Here is a 25,892-nt window from a genome sequence, read left to right as displayed (position 1 = left end):
TTTATCAAGAGCTTCAACTACAGCGTAGCCACTTGTGGACGAACACCTAGCGTATGGCAAAGTGCGTAGGTCATTTCTGCACGGTTTAGTGTATAGAAGTGGAAGTCTTTCACACCTTCACGGCTCAGGGTGCGGACCATATCAATTGCTTGGCTAGCACCAACTAACTGACGAGTCGTTGGATCATCGTCCAAGCCTTCAAATTGCTTCGCCATCCAGCCCGGCACTTTAACGTTGTTCATTGCAGCAAAGCGAGACGCTTGCTTGAAGTTAGAAACTGGCAAGATACCCGGTACTATCTCAACATCAACGCCCGCCGCCACACAGCGATCACGAAAGCGTAGGTAGCTTTCTACATCGAAGAAGAACTGAGTGATGGCACGGTTAGCACCTGCATCTACTTTACGTTTTAGATTAATAAGATCAGATTGAGCGCTTTTTGCTTCAGGGTGAACTTCTGGAAATGCCGCGACTGAGATATCAAAATCATGGCGCGATTTAAGCAGTTCAACTAGGTCAGAAGCATACATATCTGGCGCACCGCCGCCTGCTGGAATATCACCACGTAGAGCAACAATGCTCTCGATACCATTCGCCCAGTAATCGTCGGCGATTTGAATAAGTTCTTCGCGGCTAGCATCAATGCACGTTAGGTGTGGCGCTGCTACTAGACCCGTTTGGTTTTTGATCTCTTTAATGATTGAGTGGGTACGATCACGTTCACCCGAGTTTGCACCATAGGTTACCGATACAAATTTTGGTTGAAGTGTTTTAAGACGGTGAACAGAGTTCCACAGGGTCTCTTCCATCTTCTCACTGCTTGGTGGAAAAAATTCAAATGACACATTAATGTTGTCAGAAAGCTCTGCGATATTCTGATTTAAAGCGTCGATATGGCCTGCGTGTGTGTATCCCATCTTACTCTCCCTGTGGCAAAAGCAACCACTAAAAACTCAAATCCTTAAACGACGTTTAGACGTCTATATGTCTGTAGGATGTATTGAATACGATTTAATGTCAACAGATCGATTATGAATTTTTCTCAAGTAGATCGTGAGTAAAACTCAAGTCGTTATATGGGTCGCAAAGCAGAAATAAGGTAGAAAAAAGGCTGAAAAACACATCGTGCTTTCAGCCTTATCTATCTTAGTGGATAGTATGCTATTTAGACACTAAACCAACCGATCTGAGTATCAGAACAGGCTAGACATTCTGTTCAGGTCAGATTGAATTGCGCCCGCTGTTACTTCACGGCCCGCACCTGGGCCACGAATAACCAATGGATTATCTTTGTACCATTTGCTTTCAATCGCAAAGATGTTATCGCAAGGCAGCAAGTTCGCTAGAGCATGTTCTTTAGATAGAGCTTCAACGCCTACGGTTGCCTTACCATTCTTCTCTAAACGCGCTACGTAACGCAGAACCTTTTGTTGAGAATGTGCTTTCTCTAAGCGCTCAGCCAACTCTTCGCTCAGCACAGAGGCCTTATCAAAGAAGTCATCCACCGACAGGTCTTGCAGTTCTGCTGGCACCAGTGATTCCACTTTTACGTTTTCAGGTTCAATGTCTAAACCCGATTCACGCGCCAGAATGACCAACTTACGCATCACATCTGACCCATCTAGATCCGCACGAGGATCCGGTTCTGTGAGGCCTTGTTGCCATGCTAAGTCAACCAACTCGCTAAATGGTACTGTGCCATCGAACTGTTGGAACAACCAAGACAGTGTGCCCGAAAAGATACCTGACAATGCAATAATGTCATCGCCACTTTCACGCAGGTCACGTACCGTGTGGTTAATCGGTAAGCCTGCACCAACCGTCGCGTTGTACAACCAATGACGGCTGATCTTAGCGAAAGCATCTTTGACTTGATGGTAATACTCACTTGATGCAGAACCTGCGACCTTGTTCGCCGAAATCAGGTGGATACCTTGCTGTGCGATTTGCAGATATTTTGCTGCAAGTACCGGGCTCGCAGTAACATCGAGAACAACCGCTTCGTCATAACCTTGAATAGAACCCAAACGCTCTAACCAGTCGTTACCATTATTGGCAATCGCTTCGTCATCAAAGCGCTTACCTACCGAAGTCGCATCAATACCTCGATCGTCGAACCAATAGGTTTGGCTATCAACCACCGCAACCAATTCAAAGTTCATTCCACGGCGCTTTTCAAGTTCCGCTTTTTGCTCAGCAAACAGGCTTAACCAGCTTGAACCAATATTGCCCTTACCACACAAGGCAATCGCAACACGCTTCTGCGCTTGGAACAGTTGAGAGTGAATGCCTTTCACCAGACTTGATGTTTCGCTCTTACGAATCACAGCCACCAAGCTTAAGCCTGAGTTCGCTTCTGAGATGAACTCAACCGGAGAGCTCTTAAGCTGCTGGTAGAAGCCGTAACAATGGTTCGGGTTCTTAGTCACACCCGCACCCACTGCTGCAATCAGAGAGAAACCTTCTTTGAGCTTAATCTCAGCTTCAATCGCGTGGTCTTGTAGATATTCTAAAGCACCACCAGCGATCTCTTCTGTGTAAGCAAGACGCAAACAGTGTTGATCCGGTTCAAGCTCATAAGCCAGCGGCTCAAGTTGAGCACGCTTAAGCCCTTCAAGGACTTCACTCTCTAGACGGTCGAAATCATGGCCGTGACCAAACGTCAGTTGCACGATAAGAACGTCATCCAAAGAGGTAATGATTTTTGCACCACGACCAGATGCCAGTACACGCTCAATCTGTGTGGAGCCTGCTTCTGGCTGATAGCTGCAGCGTAAACTTAAATCCATAGCACTTTGAGCCACCGGCTGTAGCGTTCGGCTGTGAAGCACCGGCGCCGCCAGACGAGCTAACTCACTGGCTTCATCAAGACGAAGCAGAGGCAATAGACACGCATCTGAAACCAGACGAGGGTCAGCGCTGTATACGCCTGCCACATCACTCCAAATCGTCACACGTTCAACTTCAGCCAACGCGCCAATCACGGTAGCTGAGTAATCCGAACCATTCCGACCAAGCAATACGGTTTCGCCGTCGCTGTTCTGAGCCATAAAGCCCGTAATCACCACACGACAATGCGCATGCTGCGCTAGAGCTTCTTTAATCAGAGGATAAGAACGTGCGCGGTCAACTTCAGGTTGAGCGCCCACTTCTGCACGCAAAAAGGCACGCGCATCTTGAGCTACCGCTTGTAAATCATGTTGGCACAACAAAGCGGCTAACAGACGCGAAGACCAAACCTCACCGTGTCCTAACACTTGTGCTTTTTGCGCTTCGCTCAAGGGAGCGGTGAGCTCACCCAAAGCGGTAAACTCTTGTTGAATGGTTGCCGTTAGTTGCGAAGCGGCTTCACCTTCAAGCAGCGCTTCAATCAGCTCAAGCTGGAACTGACGAAGGGTTTGTAGGCATTCATGGGCAATACGGCCATCTTTGTCGAGCGCTTCAACAAACTCAATCAAACGGTTGGTTGTTTTACCCGCTGCCGATACAACGACTAAATCAGTTGCTGATGAGTATTCTCTAAGGATGTTAACCACGCGTTGGTAACATTCAGGATTCGCTAAACTGCTGCCACCAAATTTATGTAGCTGGCGAAAGGTTGCCATTATTACCCCTCCCCTTCAGCAATAAAGCGCTGTGTTTTTTCAAACGCTTGCTTGAGGTCATCGATTAGGTCTTCTGCATCTTCAAGGCCAACAGATAGACGCAGTAGTTGCTGAGAAACACCCGCTTCTGCTAATGCTTCTTCACCCATCGCGCGGTGAGTCATCGACGCAGGGTGACAAATCAAGCTTTCAACACCGCCCAGCGATTCCGCCAAAGAAAACAGCTCTAACTTATCAACAAAGTATTTAAGCGCCTCGAATGAGCCCGCAAACTCAAAGCTGAGCATTGAGCCAAAGCCCGATTGCTGTTTCTTCGCGATCTCATGACCCGGATGTTCAGGAAGGCTTGGGTGGTAAATAGTGCCGACGAGATCTTGTTGCTGCAGAGACGCCAGAATCTCACGTGAGCTTTCTTCGTGAACTCGCATACGCGCACCTAGCGTACGAATACCACGTAAAGTCATGTAGCTATCAAATGGTGTGCCGGTCGCACCAATACAGTTGCCCCACCATGCTAGCTCTTCAGCGTGCTCTTCTGTCTTAGTGACCACAACGCCACCAATAACATCTGAGTGTCCATTGATGTACTTAGTGGTTGAGTGAATAACAAAATCAGCACCCAGCTCTAAAGGCTTTTGGAACACAGGTGTCAAAAACGTGTTGTCGACAGCAACCAGAGCACCAACCTCTTTCGCTTTGCGGCAAGTTTCTGCAATATCAACCACGCGAACCAATGGATTCGATGGTGTTTCGATTAAGATCAACTTTGGCTTAAGCGCGATCGCCGCATCCAGTGCCGATTGATCCGATTGATCAACAAACAGAACTTTGAAGTCACCTTTCAGTGAGCGAGTGTTAAACAGACGGTAAGTACCGCCGTAGCAGTCGTGTGGTGCGATAATAAGATCATCGCCGCCTAAGAAAGCAGAAACCCATAAGTTTAGCGCCGAAGTACCGCAGTTAGTCACAACCGCGCCTTTGCCTGATTCAAGCTCAAACAGTGCCGTTTCTAATAAACCTCGATTGGGGTTACCAGAACGAGTGTAATCGTACTTTGGCACTTCACCAAAAGCGGGAAACCCATAATTAGTCGAAAGGTAAATAGGTGGGACAACGGCATGGTGTTGCGTGTCTGACTCGATACCAGTACGTACTGCAATTGTTGCTGGCTTCCGGCTGCTCATAGGTGCTTCCTTACAAGTTTTGCGTCTGAGAATCACAGCTGCTTGTCGGCATTTTTCGGCTGTGTTAGATATATGTAATTCACTTTACTTTCATAAACGTGAGACGTCAACACTTCTAGACGTCCATATGTCTTTGCTTATGGCAGTAAATCCCGCTAAAATCACCACTATTAATTTATTCTAACAACTAAAGTGATGAAGGTACGCAATGGCCGACTGGAATGGTGAATACATAAGCCCATATGCTGAGCATGGAAAGAAAAGCGAACAAGTAAAGAAAATTACAGTTTCTATCCCTCTAAAAGTGTTAAAGGTTCTCACTGACGAGCGTACTCGCCGCCAGATTAATAACCTGCGCCATGCAACAAACAGTGAGCTACTGTGCGAAGCCTTTCTACATGCGTACACAGGCCAACCACTACCAACGGATGAAGATCTCCGTAAAGACCGTCCAGACGATATCCCTACTGAAGTAAAAAGACTGATGACAGAGATGGGGATCGAATTCGAAGCGTTTGACGAATAATAAAAACAACTCAGTACCGCCTTTAATACTGATTCGCTATAGCGGCCCCTATTCATAACATCACTCACTATACTGCTTGCGAGTGGGCTGTGAGTGATAGATATAAAAAAACCGACTCCTGATGAGTCGGTTTTTATTATTCTTGCCCATAGCGAAACCGCTACAGAGAATCCACCACAGCGGGCTATTACGCCATATAGTTAGCTGGCATATCAATACGCGCAACGCCAGATTCAACGGCCGCTTCCGCTACCGCTTTTGCTACTCGAGGAAGCAGACGCGGGTCCATTGGCTTAGGAATGATATAGCCCTTACCAAACTCCAGCGCCGTCTCACCTGCTGCCGCTAATACTTCTGCTGGCACTTCTTCTTTCGCCAGTTCACGAATAGCATGAACCGCCGCCAGTTTCATCTCATCATTAATTTCGCTCGCACGCACATCTAACGCACCACGGAAAATGAATGGGAAACAAAGTACGTTGTTAACTTGGTTCGGGTAATCACTACGGCCCGTACCCATAATAAGGTCTTTTCGAACTTCATGAGCAAGATCTGGTTTGATTTCTGGATCAGGGTTTGAACATGCAAACACAATCGGCTTATCAGCCATTAGTGTTAATGCTTCAGCTGGTAGCAAGTTAGGGCCAGACACACCCAAGAATAGATCCGCATCTTCGATAACATCTTCAAGAGTACGTTTGTCAGTGTTGTTTGCGAATAGTTCTTTGTACTCATTAAGGTCATCACGACGAGTGTGGATTACCCCTTTACGGTCCAGCATGTAGATCTTCTCACGCTGGGCGCCACACTTAATCAGCAGTTCCATACAAGCAACCGCTGCTGCGCCTGCACCTAAACAAACGATCTTACATTCTTCTAGCTTCTTACCTTGAAGTTCAATTGCGTTCAGCATACCAGCTGCTGTTACAATCGCAGTACCGTGTTGGTCATCGTGGAATACTGGTACATCACAACGTTCAATCAGGCGACGTTCAATCTCAAAACAATCTGGTGCTTTGATGTCTTCTAGGTTAATACCACCGAATGTATCTGCGATATTGGCAACGGTATCTACAAACTCATCGATTGTGCGGTGTTTTACTTCAATATCGATAGAATCTAAACCTGCAAAGCGCTTAAACAGTAACGCTTTACCTTCCATTACCGGTTTAGAAGCAATAGGGCCAAGATTTCCAAGACCAAGAATCGCCGTACCGTTAGAGATAACTGCAACCATGTTGCCTTTACCCGTGTATTTATAAACGTTATCGACGTTTTGTGCGATTTCGCGAACAGGTTCAGCCACGCCAGGGCTGTATGCTAGTGCTAGATCTTCTGCAGAATCTGCAGGCTTTGTCAGTTCTACGGCAATTTTGCCTGGAATTGGGAACTCATGATAATCAAGAGCTTGCTGACGAAATTGTTCTTGAGGCGATAACTCTTGAGAGGATTGGTCTTGTCGGCTGTCTTCAGACATAGGTGTAGGTTCCTAGGTTATTATTATTTGGGGGTCTTGTTCATGTTAATGGATGTACTTCAAAGTTCCTAGGTAGTTAAAGCCTCTGTCTCATTAAAAAACGAGATTTAACTACTAATAAGACCAGTGAGCAGTTGAAATTACTATTGTCTGTTGAACTTTCAAGCGAATTTCTAAATAGAAGTAGCGGAACGACCATTGTGGAGAAATTCGGATCAACTACCTATCATTTATATTAATTGCCTACCTATTAAATAGCTAAAAAGCAGAGCAGTATCCATCATTGACTCAAATTATAGGCAACAAAAAAGGACACCTAAGTGTCCTTTTTCATGTCTAAATAGCGAGAATTACTTCTTGCTAGAAAGAGCACCGAAACGCTTGTTAAAGCGATCTACACGGCCGCCTGTATCTACGATACGTTGCTTACCTGTGTAGAATGGGTGACATTTGTCACATACATCTAGGTGAATGCCATCTTTACCTAGAGTAGAGTTGAATTCGAATGTGTTGCCGCAAGAACAAGTTGCTGTTACTGCTTTGTATTCTGGGTGGATTCCAGCTTTCATGGGATAACCTCAAGTAGGCCGTGTCGCTATACGATTCTAAGCCGCACACCACACGTAGTTTAAAAAAGAAATAAAGACACCGCATCCGTACAAAAAAGTGACGAAGCCATACCTTTAAGGCGCAGTATAGTAATGAATCTATAAGACAGGATCAACCGATTTGATACATTTTTCGCCAATAGTGTCTTTATTTCTTTTGTTAACTGGCATGTTGGTTGAAATTCATGAGCTCTAGTGACCTTCATTCGTTAACTCACCTCTTTCACCTAAACTGCTCCTCGAATTTAACCGCCTTATCATTTAGACTGTTCGCTCTCCTCAACTCAGTAAAGCCGTCACTTTATGCGTCCAATGATTGCCCGTGTGGCCCTGCCTGTTCCACTCGACAAGCAGTTCGATTACAAGATTCCTAACCACCTCTTTCCGATTATTGGTGGGCGAGTTTCTGTGCCTTTTGGACGCCAAACCTTAACCGGTATTGTCACAGCTCTGGTTAACGAATCTGAATTCGAACTAGACAAGCTCAAACCAATTAAAGCCTTATTAGACAATCAGCCTGTTTGGCCGGAATCTGTCTATTCACTCTTGATATGGTGTAGTCAATTCTATCAATACCCGCTTGGCGAAACCTTTGCTAACGCCCTTCCGAGCGCTCTAAGAAAAGGCAAAGCCGCCGACTTCGCAACGCTTATCGAATGGCAGTTAACATCGTCAGGCAAAGATCAACTGATGCAAGGCTTTGGTCGCGCCGTCAAACAAGCCAAAGTGATGCATATGCTTGAAAATGGCGCGGTTCCTCATCAAGAATTCATTGATGAGGAAGTGGGTAGCGCAGTACTTAAGACACTGGAAGAGAAAGGTTGGATTGAATCGGTAGAGAAAAAACCGCAGCGCAAACCATGGCCAGTTGAACTCGAAAACGAACAAGACAAGCCTAAACTCAATGCAGAGCAAGCCATCGCAATCGCAACTGTCAATAGCCAGACCAACTTTGGCTGCTTTCTACTAGAGGGCGTTACCGGTTCAGGTAAGACAGAAGTCTATCTGAATATGATCAAGCCGATTCTTGACCAGGGTAAACAGGCACTAGTTTTGGTGCCTGAAATTGGCCTCACCCCTCAAACCATTAACCGCTTTAAGCGACGCTTTAATGTGCCTGTTGAGGTTATCCACTCTGGCTTAAACGATTCAGAGCGACTGAATGCGTGGCTCTCGGCACGCGACAATATTGCAGGGATCGTGATAGGTACGCGCTCGGCTCTATTCACGCCTTTCGCTGATTTAGGCATTATCATTGTCGATGAAGAACATGACGCCTCCTATAAACAGCAAGACAGCCTGCGCTACCACGCACGTGATGTCGCCATTATGCGCGCTCATAAAGCGCAAGTTCCGGTCGTTCTTGGGTCAGCAACTCCGGCTTTTGAAACACTGCACAACGCTCAGATAGGCAAATACAGCTACCTTACCCTCACCTCACGTGCAGGTGTCGCATTGCCGACCACTAATAAAGTGTTGGATGTGAAAGGCGAATATCTGGAAAGCGGTTTGTCTGCGTCGTTAATTGCTGAGATGCAAAGACACCTGAAAGCGGGCAACCAAGTGATGTTGTTCCTCAACCGACGCGGGTTCTCTCCGGCATTGATGTGTCACGACTGTGGTTGGACTGCCGAGTGTAAGCGCTGTGATGCTTACTACACTTATCACCAATACAGCAATGAAATGCGTTGCCACCACTGTGGTTCACAACACCATATCGTTCACCATTGCCAAGGCTGCGGTTCAGCGAATTTAGTGACAGTGGGTGTCGGTACCGAACAGCTCGAAGCACAACTTGGTCAACTATTTCCAGAATATAAAACCATTCGTATTGACCGCGACAGCACCCGTCGTAAGGGTAGCTTAGAAAGCGCATTAGAGTCGATTCGTAAGGGTGAATACCAAATTCTTATTGGCACCCAGATGCTGGCTAAAGGTCACCACTTCCCTGACGTGACACTTGTGGCGTTATTGGATGTGGATGGCTCTTTATATAGCAGTGACTTCCGAGCGCCTGAACGCCTTGCTCAGCTCTTTATCCAAGTCGCAGGGCGCGCAGGGCGCGCCAGTAAACCCGGCGAAGTGATCTTACAAACGCACCATCCAGAACATGGTCTGTTACAAGCATTGCTGCACAAAGACTATAACCACTTCGCTCAGACGGCCTTAGCCGAACGTAAACAGGCGATGTTGCCGCCTTACACCTTTATGACTCTGTTTAGAGCAGAAGCGAACGACACGCGCTTGGTGGAAGATTTCTTACGTCAAGTTCGTCACACACTGGAGTCACATCCATTGTTTGACCAATATTGCATGGTGTTAGGACCAACGCCTGCACCATTAGCCAAACGTGCAGGCAAATCTCGCTGGCAACTGATCTTGCAAACCCAAACTCGCTCATTGATGCAGAAGCTATTAATGAGTGCGAAGCCGGCAATTAATATGTTACCCGCTGCGAAAAAAGTTCGTTGGTCACTCGATATTGAGCCGCAAGATTTAAGCTAAACCCACCTGGGTTAAAACTAATGATAAGTTTGTTCACAAATATTTCATATTTCTCGTGAGCAACATCACACTAGTCATGTGATTTTTGTTAATCTAGCCGTAACTTTACACGGATGAAACAAATAGAATATTGCAATAAAAAAAGTGTTAGCAACACTTTCATTATGTCTATTTGATTGTATTAATTATTCACGCCTTAGATACTTAGGCAATAAAGGAACTTAAAGAGGGTTTAATTTATGGCGACAATGAAGGATGTTGCCCAGCTAGCAGGCGTCTCAACCGCAACGGTATCACGTGCATTGATGACCCCAGAGAAAGTCTCAGTTTCTACTCGCAAACGAGTAGAGGCAGCAGTACTTGAAGCTGGATACTCACCCAACACATTAGCTCGAAACTTACGTCGCAACGAATCAAAAACCATCATTACTATCGTTCCTGATATCTGTGACCCTTATTTCGCCGAAATCATTCGTGGTATCGAAGATGCAGCTGTAGAAAATGATTACCTAGTTCTGCTTGGCGACAGTGGTCAACAGAAGAAACGTGAATCATCATTCGTAAACTTGGTGTTCACCAAACAGGCTGATGGCATGCTACTGCTTGGCACCGACCACCCATTTGATGTCAGTAAATCTGAACAGAAGAACTTACCACCTATGGTGATGGCATGTGAGTTTGCACCTGAACTTGAGTTGCCAACGGTACACATCGATAACTTGACGTCTGCATTTGAAGCCGTCAACTACCTAGCTCAGTTAGGTCATAAGCGCATCGCACAAATATCCGGCCCAACCTCCGCCACTCTATGTAAATTCCGCCAGCAAGGCTACCAACAGGCATTGCGCCGGGCTGGTGTATCAATGAACCCAGCTTATAGTACTGTTGGTGATTTTACCTTTGAAGCTGGAACAAAAGCCGTTCGTCAATTATTAGCACTACCGGAACAACCAACCGCAATTTTCTGTCATAACGATTCAATGGCAATTGGTGCTATTCAAGAAGCAAAAAAATTAGGTTTGCGTGTTCCTCAAGATCTCTCCATTGTTGGTTTTGATGACATCCAATTCGCTCAATACTGCGATCCACCACTAACGACCATTTCTCAGCCTCGTTACGAAATCGGACGCCAAGCGATGCTGATGATGCTCGACCTACTTAAAGGTAACGATGTTCAAACAGGTTCACGCCTACTTGAAGCTAAACTCGTGGTTCGTGGCAGTACAGCGCCACCTCGAATTTAGGCAAGGTAAATACCCAAACAAACCTGCGGCACATTTTGATGTGCCGCTTCAATTTCTGCACTATTATCCTCACGCAATCTGGATTACCATGAGAGCAGAACTATCAACTATTGAATTGTCTTGTGGCTAATAGAGATTATGTAAAGCGCGGTCGTGGCACAAAAAAAACGACCAACAAACAAGCCCCTCGCCGTAAACCTTGGCGCAGTGGTCTTTTGGCGATCCTCCTTGCTGGTGGTTTTGGTTACGGTCTTTACTTATTAAGTAATGATCCTGAGCCACCAGCGCCAGCTCCTGTGGTGAACAAGTCAAAACCTAAGCCAGCAAAAGTAATTCCGCCTCCTCCAACAGAGAAATGGGACTACGTCGAAACGCTGCCAAGTCGCGAGATTGAAATTAAAGCCAAAGAGCAACAGATCTCGAAGATCCCTTACATCATGCAATGTGGCGCTTACAAAACCTCAGCACAGGCAGAAACACGTAAGTTGGACATTGCCTTCCAAGGTATCTCGAGTGAGATCCGCAAGAAAGATGGCAGTAGCTGGTACCGTGTGGTTCTAGGACCTTACAAATTTAAGCGTGATGCCGAACGAGATCGCCACAAACTACAACGCGCAAAAATAGAACCTTGTGCTATTTGGAAAGACACCGAGTAGTGATAAGCGATAGCGCAGTTGTGTAATAACTAGAGTGACAGCAAAGACAAACATCGAAAGCCTCCCATTGTGGAGGTTTTCTTTTATTTAGTCCCTTGAATCAAATTTCCTTACAACTTCCACTGATAAGTTGCTCGACATCACTCATGGTTCCTTGAATTATCCGAGTGTCATCCTCATATACTTTTTATACCCAAGGATAAGAATATAAAGAGGCCCTACTCGTGACTACCATAGTATCTGTACGTCGTAATAATAAAGTCGTCATCGCGGGTGATGGACAAGTATCTCTAGGCAATACAGTAATGAAGGGCAATGCCCGCAAAGTACGTCGCCTATACAACAACAAAGTACTGGCAGGTTTCGCTGGCGGTACGGCTGACGCTTTCACGCTATTCGAAAAATTTGAAAGCAAACTGCAAATGCACCAAGGTCACCTAACCAAAGCGGCCGTTGAGCTGGCAAAGGATTGGCGTAGCGACCGTGCTCTACGTAAATTAGAAGCACTGCTTGCCGTAGCGGATGAAACCGCTTCACTGATCATCACTGGTAATGGTGACGTCGTTCAACCTGAGAATGACCTGATTGCGATTGGCTCAGGTGGTAACTTCGCTCAAGCAGCGGCAACTGCCCTACTAGAAAATACTGATTTAGATGCACGTGAAATCGCAGAAAAGTCGCTGAGCATTGCTGGCGATATCTGTGTCTTCACCAACCATCAACACACTGTTGAAGAGCTAGATAGCACCGTTGAACTGCCAAAACCAGAATAACGACCTCCTCTATCCATAATGTTGTATTCAACAGTGATTAAAGAATTAAGGAAAAACCATGTCTGAGATGACTCCTCGCGAAATCGTTCATGAACTCAATCGCCACATTATTGGTCAAGATAACGCTAAGCGTTCAGTAGCCATTGCATTACGTAACCGCTGGCGTCGTATGCAGCTTGAAGAAAGCCTGCGTGTTGAAGTTTCGCCAAAAAACATCCTGATGATTGGCCCAACGGGTGTGGGTAAAACTGAAATAGCTCGTCGTCTAGCAAAACTCGCGAACGCGCCTTTCATCAAAGTGGAAGCAACCAAATTCACCGAAGTGGGTTATGTTGGTAAAGAAGTTGAAACCATCATCCGCGATCTAACCGATGTTGCGATCAAGATGACACATCAACAAGCGATGGAAAAAGTGCAATACCGCGCTGAAGAGCAAGCCGAAGAACGTATTCTTGATGCTCTTCTGCCGCCTGCTCGTGATGCTTGGGGCCAGAACGAGCAATCAACTGAAGACACAACGTCTTCGAATACTCGCCAGATTTTCCGCAAAAAACTGCGCGAAGGTAAGATGGATGACAAAGAGATTGAAATTGATGTCGCAGCACCACAGATGGGTGTTGAAATCATGGCTCCTCCTGGCATGGAAGAGATGACAAACCAGTTACAAGGTATGTTCCAAAACCTAGCTGGCGACACCAAGAAAAAGCGCAAGATTAAAATCAAGGATGCATTCAAAGCACTAACTGAAGAAGAAGCCGCTAAGCTTGTGAACCAAGAAGAGCTAAAAGAGAATGCGATCTTCAACGCTGAAAACAACGGTATCGTATTCATCGATGAGATCGACAAAATTTGTAAGCGTGGCGACAGTTCAGGCCCAGATGTATCTCGTGAAGGTGTTCAACGTGATCTACTGCCTCTTATCGAAGGCAGCACAGTTTCAACCAAGCACGGTATGGTTAAAACTGATCACATCCTGTTTATCACGTCTGGTGCATTTCAAGTATCGAAGCCATCAGATTTAATTCCTGAACTGCAAGGTCGTTTGCCAATCCGCGTAGAGCTGGAAGCACTATCAGCGAACGACTTTAAACGTATCCTGACTGAGCCAAAAGCGTCTCTAACAGAGCAATACATTGCTCTAATGAAAACAGAAGACGTCAGCATTGAATTCACTGAAGATGGCATCAACCAAATTGCAGACGCAGCATGGCGTGTGAACGAAACCACTGAAAACATCGGAGCACGTCGTCTACACACAGTAATGGAGCGCTTAATGGATGAGATTTCATTCGACGCAACGGACAGAGCCGGCAGCAAGCTAGTGATTGACGAAGCTTACGTAACATCAAAGTTAGGTGAGTTCGTGGAAGACGAAGATCTAAGCCGCTTCATTCTGTAGCACATTAAACTCCAACTTATTGCTCTATCTCAAAGAAATAGCAGCTAATAGACGAATTCAAGGCCCACTATAAAGTGGGCTTTTTATTACCTAAAAAATGGGCGTATACTCGAATTACAGTATGACACGATATACCTACCACTAGCGTACTAACGACAAAAGTGCACTTACAATGAAAATAGACTTACGATGAAACAATCTTTACTGATCTGGCTTGATGCCGCGCGACCAAAAACTCTGCCTCTCGCACTCGTCTCCATTCTTACAGGAAGTAGTTTGGCGTTCGCTAGCAATCATTTTTCTTTATCGATAGCGCTGCTGGCTTTTTTAACCGCCACTCTATTACAGATTCTATCGAACCTAGCCAACGACTATGGCGATGCCGTCAAAGGCACCGACAACGAGAAGCGTTTAGGCCCAATACGCGCGATGCAGTCTGGTACAGTCAACGCGAAGACCATGAAGCAAGCTATCATCCTCAACATCGTATTTACGGTAATAGCTGGGTTGGTTCTTATTTTTTATGCACTAAGCTCGATTGAGAGTATCTTGTCGTTCATCGCTCTTGGTGTTCTGGCGATTGCGGCTGCTATTGCATACACAGTTGGTAACAAGCCCTATGGTTATATCGGCCTTGGCGACTTATCAGTGTTTATCTTTTTTGGATTGCTAGGCGTGTCTGGAACGTACTTCTTGCATACTGGCCACGTTGAGCCTAGCCTATTTCTTCCCGCTTTAGGTTGTGGGTTAATGGCAGTGGCAGTTCTCAATATCAACAACATGCGTGATATCGAAAACGATAGCGAATGTGGTAAGCGCACTATGGCCGTTCGCTTAGGGCAGCGCAAAGCCAAGCACTACCATTTCTTGTTACTTGGTTTCGCCCTTGCATCTTTCGCGCTATACCTACTGATTCAGGAGAAACCCGTTTGGATTAGCCTGCCATTCTTGTTCAGTATCATTGTTGTTTACAAGCATGGTAAAGCCGTATGGAAAACCGATAAACCAGCTCAGATTGCACCAATGATGCCCGTTATTGTGAAATGCTCCCTGGTCACTAACTTATTGTTTGCAGGGGTTGTCGTAGCTCAAACTCTATTGAGTTAATTGAGACTAATCATTGCAAAGGGATCAGGCACCGATATACTCAAAGTAAGTTCATTGTTCAAAAGGTAAACGAATGGAATACAACACTTCAGCACTGTGCGACATCTACATAGATCAAGTTGATGTCGTGGAGCCAATGTTCAGCAACTTCGGTGGACGAGCATCCTTCGCAGGACAGGTCACAACATTAAAGTGTTTTGAAGACAACGCTTTGATTCGCTCTGTATTGGAGCAAGATGGGTTAGGTCGAGTGCTGCTAATCGATGGTGGTGGCTCATTACGAAAAGCGCTGATCGATGCTGAAATAGCCCTGCTTGCCGAAGACAATGAGTGGGAAGGGATTGTGGTTTATGGCTGTGTACGTGAAGTCGATGAACTAGAAGATATGAATCTCGGCATTCAGGCCTTAGCGTCCATTCCTGTCGGAGCTAGCCAAGAGAGCATTGGTGAGGTTGATGTTCCAGTCAATTTTGGCAGCGTGACTTTTTTACCTGAAGATTACCTTTACGCGGATAACACAGGCATCATTCTCTCTGCTGAGCCGTTAGATGTTGAACTCGACCTTGATGTCGAAGAAGAATCAGATTAAGTACTCGAACAAAGCTCCAGCCAATTAGAACAACGAACGAAAACGCCCGCTACTCAGTAGCGGGCGTTTTTTTAATCTGAAGAGTCAATTACTCAACGTCATCCATTTTACCTAGAAGGTTACGGATGCGATCTTGCCATGCTGAATGCTCTTCCTGCATTTGCTGAGTTTTTTGCTCTAGCTCGTGACGGCTTGCTTTTAGCTCACCAGCTTCTGTCGCTAGTGCTTGTTTCTCTTCTTTAAGCTCTTCCACTTCCATTTGAAGAAGTGCAATTGTATCTACTGCTGTTTGAATTTTTGCTTCTAGCTGCTCTAGTACTTCAAAAGACATTCTGGCCTACCTTTAGTTATCCATTTAATGGTGAAGGTTCACTCCACTTATTTCCCCATTCTACTCAGCAGAGCAAGGATAAACACTCAATATATTCGATAATTTGCACCATTCGATGAAAAAAACAGCGCTTTTTACCGAATATTGACGCGAATGATTATCTCCACATCCACAGGCTGATTATTTTGATAAAGATTTATTGTTTTCTACTGCAAATTGATCGAGAGCAATCCCCAAAAACAAAAAGGCAAACGTTTCCTTTTGGATATGGTAAAATCCGCCGCAAAATTTATCTTCCCTCCCCCTTTAAAAGTTTTGGAGTTCGCATGAAACGCGATTTAGCAATGTCATTCTCTCGTGTCACTGAAGGTGCAGCACTAGCTGGTTACAAATGGCTTGGCCGTGGCGATAAAAACGCTGCTGATGGCGCTGCTGTAGAAGTAATGCGTAGTCTACTAAACAAAACCGAAATCAGCGGTGAGATTGTTATTGGTGAAGGTGAAATTGATGATGCACCTATGCTCTACATCGGGGAGCAAGTAGGTGTGGGCGGTGATGCTGTCGATATTGCCGTTGACCCAATTGAAGGAACACGCATGACAGCAATGGGCCAATCAAACGCATTGGCTGTATTGGCGGCAGGCGAAAAAGGCAGCTTCCTTAAAGCGCCTGATATGTACATGGAAAAGTTAGTTGTAGGCCCTGGCGCTAAAGGCGTGATTGACCTAGCACGACCACTAAAAGAAAACCTAGAAAACGTAGCGAAAGCGCTGGGTAAAACGCTGGATACATTAGTTGTAACGACACTGGCTAAGCCACGTCACGATCAAGTCATCGCCGACATGCAAGCAATGGGCGTTCGCGTATTCGCAGTGCCAGACGGTGATGTTGCTGCTTCTATCCTCACTTGTATGCCAGACAGCGAAGTAGACGTCATGTACTGCATCGGTGGCGCACCTGAAGGTGTCGTTTCTGCGGCGGTTATTCGCGCACTAGATGGTGACATGCACGGTCGTCTTCTCCCTCGTCACGAGGTGAAAGGCGATACCGCAGAAAACCGTAAGCACGGTGAGCTTGAGCTAGAACGTTGCGCTGAAATGGGCGTAACAGCGGGTATAGTGTTGAAGATGGAAGACATGGCGCGCAGCGACAACGTAGTATTCTCAGCAACCGGCATCACCAAAGGTGATTTGCTAGAAGGCATTACTCGTACAGGTAATATCGCAACCACAGAAACACTACTTATACGTGGTCGCTGCCGTACGATTCGTCGCATCAAATCAATTCACTACTTAGAACGTAAAGACCCTGAAGTAATCGATCACATCCTGTAAACCTAAGTTAAACAGAACAACAAAGGCTGATACCACGTATCAGCCTTTTGTTTTATTGGCCAGTGCCAAACACACCATATGCTAGCAATAGCGTGAACGGCGGCCAATATAGTAAATGGTTTGCTTTATAAACACCTTGCCTCATAATAGTAAGGTTCATAAGGTAGGGATAATATGAAAACAAGCGACAAAATCTTACAAACCATTAAGCGCCAAGGAGCGGTAACCGCGAAGCAACTGTCAGAAGAATTTGACATGACGACAATGGGGGCAAGGCAACATCTGCAAAGCCTGGAAGATGACGGTATTCTTGCGTTTCATGACGTTAAAGTAAAAGTGGGACGTCCTACCCGCCATTGGTCACTGACTCAACAAGGCCATAGCCAATTCTCAGACCGACACGGTGAGCTGACGATTCAAGTGATTGATGCCGTAGAGAACCTATTTGGCCAAGAGGGGCTAGCTAAGGTTGCTGCCGAGCGTGAACAACACACTTTAAAGCAGTATCAAACCGCTCTATCTGGCTGTGATAACCTGATCAGTAAACTTGAAAAGCTCACTCAACTTCGTGAAGAAGAAGGTTACATGGCAGAGCTTCAAGAGCATGACGATCATTACATCTTGATAGAGAACCACTGCCCTATATGTAAGGCTGCGACTCGTTGCCCTAGCTTATGCCAGTCAGAACTCAATGTTTTCACCGAACTGCTCAAAGACGAGTGCCATGTAAGCCGTACTGAACACATTATTGCTGGCGAGCGACGTTGCACTTACACCCTAACACCCACACCTTCATCGTAATGCTCAGTGCTTAAGCTTCGCGCCAAATCACTGGTCTCGTCTCAATATTGAGAAAACCACAATAGAACAAAATTTGTACAGAATTCTTTCTTAAGCTTAAAGCATATGAAACATACTTAATGCTAAGGAAGGAATGATGGCACATCCACAGCCCGACCAAGAACTGCCACCCTTTGATGAACTGGTCCAACTCGCGAAAAGCGATCCTAAAGCATTCAATCAATTCAAACACGAGATGTGTGAGCAAATGATCTGTTCTGCCTCTCAAGTGATGCAAAACAGGCTTCGAGCTCAGCAAAGTCACATCGATTTAGTCGTTAGCCGCTGCAAAAACCCTCACCATACCAATGTTGTACTGATGCAAGAGCTACGCTGTCAGGTCTGTAAATTTCAAGATGCGCTTCAAGGCCGCTGTGGTTTTGAAGAGCCTAAATCTGAAAATGTGGTTCCTTTTAGGCCGAACACAGAGCCAAAAATGTATTAAAAATCGTTACTCCAGCGCCCAAGCATCAGTAACAAAATATTAGAGACCAAAAACAAAAAAAAGGGAGCATAATGCTCCCTTCTTATATTCATTCAATTATTATACTGGATCTTCACCGTAATCATTACGACCTTCAGTTCCCTTAAGCAATCCACATTCAATCAAAATCCATAACCCACACACTAATGCTGCAGCGGTAGCCACCATATGAATTGGCGATACCGACTCTGTCGTGGTTGCTGCCATTGGCGAGGCTAAACGTCCCAGAACGAGAGGCACATTTAACAATAGCCAATAGTTCGACTTATTACGGTCATGCCAACGCTTAGCCGTTACCGCAAGATCTGGAATAACCAGCAGCAGTAAGAAGATTGGCAGCAGGATATAAGTGTATGCGGGGAACAAAACCGAGATACCGGAAGCAAAACCAGTAATCGCCACATAGTAGAAAATATTCCACATCCAATAAGTCTTACGACCAATTCTCCCCTTGAAAGAGAGCAGTAAATCTTTCATCGACATCTTAAAATACTCAAAAATTAATACGCTACCAAAAAGTTAGCAGCAAATAGTTAGTTAATCACTTTTAATTCGTTGATTATTTTTAGCTAGTTAATCACTTTCTGAAAGCAATCTTTATCCATATCTCTTATGTTCACCGTAAGGCTGCGGATATGGCTTGCCTGTTCTTGTAGGGCTTGCATTAGCAAACGTGACAACTCTCTTTTCTGTCCTTCGGTACGTCCTGAAAGTAACTCGAAGCTGATGTGAATAAAATCCACACTGTCCTCTTCGTCACCGACTAGCCAGTTATGACAACGCAGTGAACGTGACTTCACAGAAGGCACATCAAACAAGCCGCAGTTTAATGCAACTTGATGAAGATCTTCTAGTAAACCTTGGATATTCACTCGCTCGTCCACTGAATTTGAGTACTCTAAAACTAGATTCGGCATTATTACTTCCCATTGTTAACGCAATCGTTTGTCTCTTAATAGCAACTAACGGTGAAAAATCCGAGAAGTTAGCTATTATTCTGTCTGCCGGATCACTGATATATGCTCAAAATCTACTCTTACCATTGAGTAAGATCCAAGAAAGTCATGACCACAGTCATGATCTGTTGATATTAATCTGTTATATTATTTCGTAATAAAGTTTACTTTTTTACATTCGATTTATTTAAATACTTTGGAGATATTCCTATGCGTCATCCTGTAGTTATGGGTAACTGGAAACTAAACGGCAGCAAAGAAATGGTTGTTGATCTACTAAACGGTCTTAACGCTGAACTTGAAGGCGTAACAGGCGTAGACGTAGCAGTTGCTCCACCAGCACTTTTCGTTGATCTAGCAGAGCGTACGCTTACTGAAGCGGGCAGCGCGATCATCCTAGGTGCTCAAAACTCTGACCTAAACAACAGCGGTGCATTCACTGGCGACATGTCTCCAGCGATGCTTAAAGAGTTCGGCGCATCTCACATCATCATCGGTCACTCTGAGCGCCGTGAATACCACAACGAATCAGACGAATTTGTAGCTAAGAAATTCGCATTCCTAAAAGAGAACGGCCTAACTCCAGTTCTTTGTATCGGTGAATCTGAAGCACAAAACGAAGCAGGCGAAACGGTTGCTGTATGTGCTCGTCAACTTGACGCTGTTATCAATACTCAAGGTGTTGAAGCTCTTGAAGGCGCTATTATCGCTTACGAACCAATCTGGGCTATCGGTACTGGTAAAGCAGCAACAGCTGAAGATGCACAACGCATCCACGCTCAAATCCGTACACACATCGCAGAGAAATCTGAAGACGTTGCTAAGAAAGTTGTAATCCAATACGGTGGTTCTGTTAAACCAGACAACGCAGCAGCTTACTTTGCACAACCAGACATCGACGGTGCTCTAGTTGGCGGCGCAGCTCTAGACGCGAAAAGCTTCGCAGCTATCGCTAAAGCAGCAGCGGAAGCAAAAGCTTAATTTAAACTTCACCGTTTAAATTAAATGAAAGGTCAACTTAGGTTGGCCTTTTTTATTGTCTGTCGTTTGGGGTTCAAGCTTCAAACTCAAATGACAGGCACAAAAAAACCGCTAATAAATCAGCGGTTTTTAAAATCTTTAAGTTAACGCTAAGCGTACTTAGAACAACTCTTCGGCTACGCGGAACAGCTCAGAACGGTCGGGGTTCTGCATATTCTCGATACAATCGATGATGTCATGGTGAACAAGTTCTTCTTTCTCGATACCAACACAACGGCCACCGTGACCTTCTTGAAGAAGGTGAACAGCGTAGTTGCCCATACGAGAAGCCAGTACACGGTCAAATGCAGTAGGACGACCACCACGCTGTATATGGCCAAGAACCGTTGCACGAGTCTCACGACCTGTTGCCGTTTCGATCTCCTTCGCTAGCTCGTTCGCATCCATCATTAGCTCGGTTAGAGCGATGATTGCGTGCTTCTTACCTTTAGCAATGCCATCTTGAATGTTGCTAATTAATTGATCTTTATTGAGACCAGTCTCAGGCGTAATAATGTACTCACAACCACCCGCGATCGCAGACATAAGCGTAAGGTCACCACAGTGACGGCCCATAATCTCGACAATAGAGATACGTTGGTGGGAAGAAGAAGTGTCTCGCAGACGGTCGATTGAATCGATAACCGTGTTAAGCGCAGTTAGGTAGCCAACAGTGTAATCAGTGCCTGCGATATCATTATCGATAGTACCTGGAAGACCGATACATGGGTAACCCATTTCAGTCAGTTTTTTAGCTCCCATATAAGAGCCATCGCCACCAATAACAACCAGTGCTTCGATACCGTGCTTCTTAAGGTTCTCGATGCCTTTCTCGCGAACTTTAACATCTTTGAATTCAGGGAAACGTGCAGAACCAAGGAAAGTTCCGCCACGGTTGATTACGTCAGATACGCTTGAACGGTCAAGCTTTTCGATACGGTCTTCAACAAGGCCTTGGTAGCCATCGTGAATGCCGTAAACTTCAATGCCAACTGATAGCGCGGTACGAACTACACCGCGAATTGCTGCGTTCATGCCTGGAGCGTCACCACCACTGGTCAAAACACCGATCTTCTTAATCATGCTCACCCTCGATTTTTGGGAATCTATTATTCAATTCTTTTGCTTGCTGATCGTATATCAACAAGATTTTAAATCTATATTTGTGCTTTATGTTACATTTCCTCAATAGGAATAGCACTTAAATCGCGTAAATTTATGTAACATTTCTACTTCTGTAAGAGTATTACAGTTTTAACCAATAACTTTGTTGATTCACATCAGAATCAACATTAATTGTTATGCGGTGGTTTTTGTATCACCAAAGAATTAGCAATTTTTACTCACTTTAGTTCAAAAGCCACACACTTACCATTTGCTCTCTATTTTTCCGGTCTATTACCAAGAATGAAATTTCTGCTGCTTCTCGGGGCCAAATACGACCGAATATGGGTCTTGATGAATTAATACATCAGCATCAGGAAACACGGAGATAAGCTTATCCTCTACTTCGTCAGAAATGCGATGCGCTTCAATAAGTGGGATATTATCTTCAAGCTCTAAATGCAATTGAATGAATCGAATCGGCCCTGAACGGCGCGTTCTTAGCTGGTGCACACCGAGTACGCCTTCCACACTCAACGATGTTTCTTTTATCTGTTCCAGTTCTTCATCGGGCAGCTTCCTATCCAGTAAAGATTGAATGGCTTCCATTGCCATTTGATAAGCACTATAAAGAATGTAGATACCGATACCAATCGCGAACACCGAATCCGCTTGCCCAATACCAAACCAGCTCAATGCCAGCGCCAACATAATGGCCGCATTCATGTAGAGATCAGACTGATAGTGCAGTGAATCGGCTGCAATAGCTTGGCTACCAGTTTTTTTCACCACGTGCTTTTGAAATCTGACTAAACCGTAGGTCATCACTATTGCGAACAAGCTGACATAGATACCGATTTCCGGGGAATTCAATTCGTGTGGCCTAAAAAAGCGTTCAATACCATTAAGAATAAGGAAGCAGGCCGAGCCCGAAATAAACATCGCTTGTGCTAATGCGGCAAGAGATTCTGCTTTACCATGACCAAAGGTATGTTCTTTGTCAGCGGGCTGTAGAGAGTAACGAACCACAATAAGATTGACGACAGAAGCGGCGATATCCAGCATTGAATCCACCACCGAAGCCAACAGACTCACTGAACCTGTCACCCACCACGCTGCGACTTTCACTATCAATAAAACAGTAGCGATGGTGGTGGCTGCCCAAGCGGCGAGCGTAACTAAACGTGCGTATTCTTGTTTCATAATTTGGCTATAAAGTGACTGATAGCACAAAGTATAACCTGCAAACAATCAATTGAATATGACAGCTAGGATGTAAAACATTCATTTTTAGGGATCAAAAAAAGCGACACTTGGCCGCTTCTTTCTCAATACTTTCATTCAATCCGGCTTTTTCAAGCCATAAATTACTTGTTTTTATTCATGCGTTTTTCCATTTTGTCAGCACACTTAGTCATGCGCTCTTGTTGGATTTCTTTCAGTTGCGTTTTTTGCTCAGCCGTTAGCACACTCATCATTTCGTGTTGCTTCTTCAGCATTACCACGCGACGCTCAGTTTGCTTTTCAACCATTTCGCTTGCTAAGTCGTTCGCTGCAGCTTCATCGAAGTTGTCAGCCAATACCAAGGCTTGAACTTTTTCGTGGTGCGCTTTCATTTGCGCCACTCTATCGGCTTTGTTGCCAACGCGTTTTGCTTTCATCTCTGCACGATTTGCTTCTCGCATCTCTTTCAATTCTGTTTTTTGTGCGTCAGTGAGATCGAGTTGGCGCATCACTTTCTTATCGAAGCCGCCGCATTTGCCGTGCATGCCTTTGTGGTCGCCTTTATCGCCGCTACCGTATGCATACGCAGTGGTTGCACCGAACATAAGTGGAAGTACCGCCGCTACTAGTACAAGTTTCTTAGTCATTTTCATAATCTTTGCCTCAATTCGGTATAATAAGTTATGTGTTACGTCTGTTTGTTAGCGCTTAGATATAGATTAGTTCCTCCCTCGTAAAGTGACGTTTAGAAAGCGTAAAGAATCGTAAAGAGTGAAAGCTGGCGAATAATTAGCAGTAGTATTAACCTAACTAACCGATTAAGGCTCCCTGATGGCGAACATTCTTCTGATTGATGACGACACCGAATTAACCTGTTTACTTAAAGATATTCTGAGCTTTGAGGGCTTTACAGTTTCCGAAGCCAATGATGGCTATACGGGGCTTGAGGCTATCAATGAGGAGATTGATCTAGTTCTTTTGGATGTAATGATGCCACGCCTTAATGGTATGGAAACACTAAAGAAACTGAGAGAAAATTGGGAAACACCCGTGCTGATGCTGACCGCAAAAGGCGAAGAAATCGATCGTGTGATTGGCCTTGAACTTGGAGCTGATGATTACTTACCAAAACCATTCAGTGACCGAGAGCTGCTCGCGCGTATTCGAGCCATTCTGCGCCGAACACAAACCAACACCGCGCCTAAGACAGCCAGTGACACCATTCAATACCAAGACATCGAGATCTTCCCAGGCAAACAAGAAGCCTACTGCAATGGTCAAATCATCGACCTTACAACCACAGAGTTCGTCTTACTTAGCCATTTAATCCAGAATCCGGGGCAAGTGATCACCAAAGAAGCCTTGAGCTTAGATGTATTGGGTAAAAGACTCGCCGCTTTTGATCGCGCGATTGATATGCATATCTCTAATCTACGTAAGAAGATTCCAGAGCGCCACGACGGTAAATCTCGTATCAAAACTTTACGCGGCCGTGGCTATTTATTGATAGAGGAAGATTAATGCGCATACCTAAAATCACCAGCTTATATGGGCGTATCTTTGCTATCTTTTGGTTCACCATGTTATTGGTGCTTTTATCGGTCCTATCGCTTCCCCATTTAGACCCTAGAGTTGCGCGTGATGTCCCTGAAGAACACTTCACGAAACTTAGCCGTATTGCAAAAAGTATCGAAAAGCGATTCGCCAAAGAAAATAACTTGGGCAAGATTGTCTTCCAATTGGAAGGCCCACCACGCAGCCGGAAAGACACACGCCCTCGCATCTACTTAACCGATCTTGAAGGCTCGGTGTTAACAACTAAAAAGCATTCAGATTACAAAGTAAAAGCCATTCGTAACTTCGTGACGACAATTGATAACCCTAAAGTGCCAAAACAAAAGCTGTATGGACATTACATGGTAGCAGGCCCAATACCAGTCGCACTTGCCGGTGAGGACCTGATGATGTATATCGGAGTTAAGTGGGATCAGCCACCGCCGTTCTTGTTACGCCTATTTGATAGACCTCTACAACTTTTACTTGCCGTCATGTTAGCGAGTACCCCGCTATTACTTTGGTTAGCTTGGGCATTGAGTCAACCTGCTCGCAGACTAGAACGCGCCGCAAAACGTGTAGCGAGAGGACAATTTGAGGTCGACCCTCAATTAGAAAAAGGCACCTCAGAATTCAGACAAGCTGGTGAAAGCTTTAACCAAATGGTCGAAGCGGTGAACCAGATGATCTCAGGTCAACAGCGTCTGCTCTCTGATATCTCACACGAGCTCCGCTCACCACTGACCCGCCTACGCATGGCAAATGCATTGGCGATTCGTAAACAAGGTGAGAGCCAAGAACTCGAGCGTATCGATACCGAAGCGCAACGTTTAGAACAGATGATCAGTGAACTACTGACGTTATCTCGTATGCAGGTCAACAGCCATATTACTCGTGAGGTTCAGCCCATCTCGAGCTTATGGGAAGAAATTATAAAAGACGCACAGTTTGAAGCCGAACAGATGGGGAAACAGCTGACGTTTTCGGAGATCCCAGAGCGTTCTATCTCAGGTAACCCCAAGCTATTGATGAGTGCGTTAGACAATATTACACGTAACGCAATCTATTACGGTAAGGACCGCGTCGATGTGCAATTCAGTGTTCAACAAGATCTACTCACAATTTGTGTGAACGATAATGGCGATGGCGTGCCTGAAGATGAGTTAGATTCTATTTTCAGGCCTTTCTATCGTGTTTCAACCGCCCGTGATCGTAACTCTGGCGGTACAGGACTTGGGTTAACCATTACTGAAAGTGCAATTCGCCAACACAGCGGAACCATTACCGCCAGCCGCAGCCAGTTAGGTGGATTACAACTCGAAATCACTCTACCTATCTTACCGGTGTAATACCCCCACAAAGATCGCAGTTG

The 25,892-nt window shown here is 45.2% G+C and carries 25 protein-coding genes; 14 read left to right on the top strand and 11 right to left on the bottom strand.

Translation table 11 applies throughout. The features are described from left to right. Positions 1-17 precede the first annotated feature (17 nt). From metF to OCV24_RS01185, 3 genes are all read right to left on the bottom strand, one after another. Positions 18-917 carry a methylenetetrahydrofolate reductase gene (metF, locus tag OCV24_RS01195; RefSeq protein ID WP_102506810.1) on the bottom strand — a complete coding sequence of 300 codons (900 nt, stop codon included), beginning with the start codon at positions 915-917 and terminating at the stop codon, positions 18-20. 276 nt (positions 918-1,193) lie between these two features. After that, on the bottom strand, positions 1,194-3,605 hold the full coding sequence (locus OCV24_RS01190) for a bifunctional aspartate kinase/homoserine dehydrogenase II (protein WP_136980843.1): 2,412 nt from the start codon (positions 3,603-3,605) through the stop codon (positions 1,194-1,196). A gap of 2 nt (positions 3,606-3,607) precedes the next feature. Continuing rightward, complete coding sequence (locus OCV24_RS01185) at positions 3,608-4,789, bottom strand: O-succinylhomoserine (thiol)-lyase (protein ID WP_046224665.1); 1,182 nt, start codon at positions 4,787-4,789, stop codon at positions 3,608-3,610. 208 nt (positions 4,790-4,997) lie between these two features. Here OCV24_RS01185 and metJ point away from each other — a divergent pair, with 208 nt between their 5' ends. Next, positions 4,998-5,315, top strand: coding sequence for a met regulon transcriptional regulator MetJ (gene metJ / locus OCV24_RS01180; protein WP_017055853.1), 318 nt, complete (start codon positions 4,998-5,000; stop codon positions 5,313-5,315). A 187-nt stretch (positions 5,316-5,502) separates the two neighbouring features. Here the strand turns inward: metJ and OCV24_RS01175 are convergent, their stop codons facing one another. Next, positions 5,503-6,792 (bottom strand): malic enzyme-like NAD(P)-binding protein, encoded by a 1,290-nt coding sequence (locus OCV24_RS01175; protein WP_017055854.1) that lies wholly within the window; start codon positions 6,790-6,792, stop codon positions 5,503-5,505. Between the two features lie 350 nt (positions 6,793-7,142). Continuing rightward, entirely contained in the window at positions 7,143-7,361 is a 219-nt protein-coding gene (gene rpmE / locus OCV24_RS01170; RefSeq protein WP_017055855.1) for a 50S ribosomal protein L31, read from the bottom strand. A 342-nt stretch (positions 7,362-7,703) separates the two neighbouring features. On the opposite strand from rpmE, the gene priA reads away from it, so the two are divergent. The 7 genes from priA to rraA all read left to right on the top strand — a co-directional run bounded on the left by priA (position 7,704) and on the right by rraA (position 15,673). Beyond that, on the top strand, positions 7,704-9,905 hold the full coding sequence (priA, locus tag OCV24_RS01165; protein ID WP_077680958.1) for a primosomal protein N': 2,202 nt from the start codon (positions 7,704-7,706) through the stop codon (positions 9,903-9,905). Between the two features lie 239 nt (positions 9,906-10,144). After that, positions 10,145-11,149 (top strand): DNA-binding transcriptional regulator CytR, encoded by a 1,005-nt coding sequence (gene cytR / locus OCV24_RS01160; protein ID WP_017055857.1) that lies wholly within the window; start codon positions 10,145-10,147, stop codon positions 11,147-11,149. 122 nt (positions 11,150-11,271) lie between these two features. Then, a complete protein-coding gene (ftsN, locus tag OCV24_RS01155; protein WP_017055858.1) occupies positions 11,272-11,805 on the top strand; it encodes a cell division protein FtsN in 534 nt (177 codons plus the stop codon). Positions 11,806-12,029: 224 nt separating this feature from the next. Further along, positions 12,030-12,578: an ATP-dependent protease subunit HslV gene (gene hslV / locus OCV24_RS01150; RefSeq protein ID WP_017055859.1), complete on the top strand. Its 549-nt coding sequence runs from the start codon at positions 12,030-12,032 to the stop codon at positions 12,576-12,578. A gap of 58 nt (positions 12,579-12,636) precedes the next feature. After that, positions 12,637-13,977, top strand: a complete 1,341-nt coding sequence (gene hslU, locus OCV24_RS01145) for an HslU--HslV peptidase ATPase subunit (protein ID WP_017055860.1) — start codon at positions 12,637-12,639, stop codon at positions 13,975-13,977. 189 nt (positions 13,978-14,166) lie between these two features. Next, entirely contained in the window at positions 14,167-15,084 is a 918-nt protein-coding gene (locus OCV24_RS01140; protein ID WP_029626911.1) for a 1,4-dihydroxy-2-naphthoate polyprenyltransferase, read from the top strand. Positions 15,085-15,157: 73 nt separating this feature from the next. Further along, entirely contained in the window at positions 15,158-15,673 is a 516-nt protein-coding gene (rraA, locus tag OCV24_RS01135; protein ID WP_017055862.1) for a ribonuclease E activity regulator RraA, read from the top strand. Positions 15,674-15,761: 88 nt separating this feature from the next. On the opposite strand, the gene zapB is transcribed toward rraA, so the two are convergent. After that, positions 15,762-16,004 (bottom strand): cell division protein ZapB, encoded by a 243-nt coding sequence (gene zapB / locus OCV24_RS01130; RefSeq protein ID WP_009848877.1) that lies wholly within the window; start codon positions 16,002-16,004, stop codon positions 15,762-15,764. Positions 16,005-16,330: 326 nt separating this feature from the next. Here zapB and glpX point away from each other — a divergent pair, with 326 nt between their 5' ends. From glpX to OCV24_RS01115, 3 genes are all read left to right on the top strand, one after another. Then, positions 16,331-17,338 (top strand): class II fructose-bisphosphatase, encoded by a 1,008-nt coding sequence (gene glpX, locus OCV24_RS01125; RefSeq protein WP_017055863.1) that lies wholly within the window; start codon positions 16,331-16,333, stop codon positions 17,336-17,338. Positions 17,339-17,512: 174 nt separating this feature from the next. Next, entirely contained in the window at positions 17,513-18,139 is a 627-nt protein-coding gene (locus tag OCV24_RS01120) for a helix-turn-helix transcriptional regulator (RefSeq protein ID WP_046224669.1), read from the top strand. A gap of 136 nt (positions 18,140-18,275) precedes the next feature. Further along, positions 18,276-18,623, top strand: coding sequence for a DUF3135 domain-containing protein (locus OCV24_RS01115; protein WP_017055865.1), 348 nt, complete (start codon positions 18,276-18,278; stop codon positions 18,621-18,623). 99 nt (positions 18,624-18,722) lie between these two features. On the opposite strand, the gene OCV24_RS01110 is transcribed toward OCV24_RS01115, so the two are convergent. Both OCV24_RS01110 and OCV24_RS01105 read right to left on the bottom strand, forming a co-directional pair. Next, positions 18,723-19,145 (bottom strand): DUF805 domain-containing protein, encoded by a 423-nt coding sequence (locus tag OCV24_RS01110; RefSeq protein WP_046224671.1) that lies wholly within the window; start codon positions 19,143-19,145, stop codon positions 18,723-18,725. Positions 19,146-19,231: 86 nt separating this feature from the next. Next, on the bottom strand, positions 19,232-19,579 hold the full coding sequence (locus OCV24_RS01105) for a 5-carboxymethyl-2-hydroxymuconate Delta-isomerase (protein WP_017055867.1): 348 nt from the start codon (positions 19,577-19,579) through the stop codon (positions 19,232-19,234). 249 nt (positions 19,580-19,828) lie between these two features. Between OCV24_RS01105 and tpiA the strand changes: the two genes are divergently transcribed. Beyond that, positions 19,829-20,599: a triose-phosphate isomerase gene (gene tpiA, locus OCV24_RS01100; RefSeq protein ID WP_077680960.1), complete on the top strand. Its 771-nt coding sequence runs from the start codon at positions 19,829-19,831 to the stop codon at positions 20,597-20,599. A gap of 159 nt (positions 20,600-20,758) precedes the next feature. On the opposite strand, the gene pfkA is transcribed toward tpiA, so the two are convergent. The 3 genes from pfkA to OCV24_RS01085 all read right to left on the bottom strand — a co-directional run bounded on the left by pfkA (position 20,759) and on the right by OCV24_RS01085 (position 23,619). Continuing rightward, a complete protein-coding gene (gene pfkA / locus OCV24_RS01095) occupies positions 20,759-21,721 on the bottom strand; it encodes a 6-phosphofructokinase (protein WP_017055869.1) in 963 nt (320 codons plus the stop codon). A gap of 315 nt (positions 21,722-22,036) precedes the next feature. Beyond that, positions 22,037-22,945, bottom strand: coding sequence for a CDF family cation-efflux transporter FieF (gene fieF / locus OCV24_RS01090; RefSeq protein WP_017055870.1), 909 nt, complete (start codon positions 22,943-22,945; stop codon positions 22,037-22,039). Between the two features lie 164 nt (positions 22,946-23,109). After that, positions 23,110-23,619 (bottom strand): CpxP family protein, encoded by a 510-nt coding sequence (locus OCV24_RS01085; RefSeq protein WP_150878774.1) that lies wholly within the window; start codon positions 23,617-23,619, stop codon positions 23,110-23,112. A gap of 178 nt (positions 23,620-23,797) precedes the next feature. On the opposite strand from OCV24_RS01085, the gene OCV24_RS01080 reads away from it, so the two are divergent. Together OCV24_RS01080 and cpxA are read left to right on the top strand one after the other, a co-directional pair. Next, positions 23,798-24,487 carry a response regulator gene (locus OCV24_RS01080; protein WP_136997921.1) on the top strand — a complete coding sequence of 230 codons (690 nt, stop codon included), beginning with the start codon at positions 23,798-23,800 and terminating at the stop codon, positions 24,485-24,487. Continuing rightward, positions 24,487-25,869, top strand: coding sequence for an envelope stress sensor histidine kinase CpxA (gene cpxA, locus OCV24_RS01075; protein ID WP_017055873.1), 1,383 nt, complete (start codon positions 24,487-24,489; stop codon positions 25,867-25,869). The genes OCV24_RS01080 and cpxA overlap by 1 nt, the downstream gene beginning before the upstream one ends. Positions 25,870-25,892 lie beyond the last annotated feature (23 nt).

This window comes from Vibrio kanaloae, assembly GCF_024347535.1.
Classification (GTDB): domain Bacteria; phylum Pseudomonadota; class Gammaproteobacteria; order Enterobacterales; family Vibrionaceae; genus Vibrio; species Vibrio kanaloae.
This window is presented reverse-complemented; position numbering and strand designations above follow the sequence as displayed.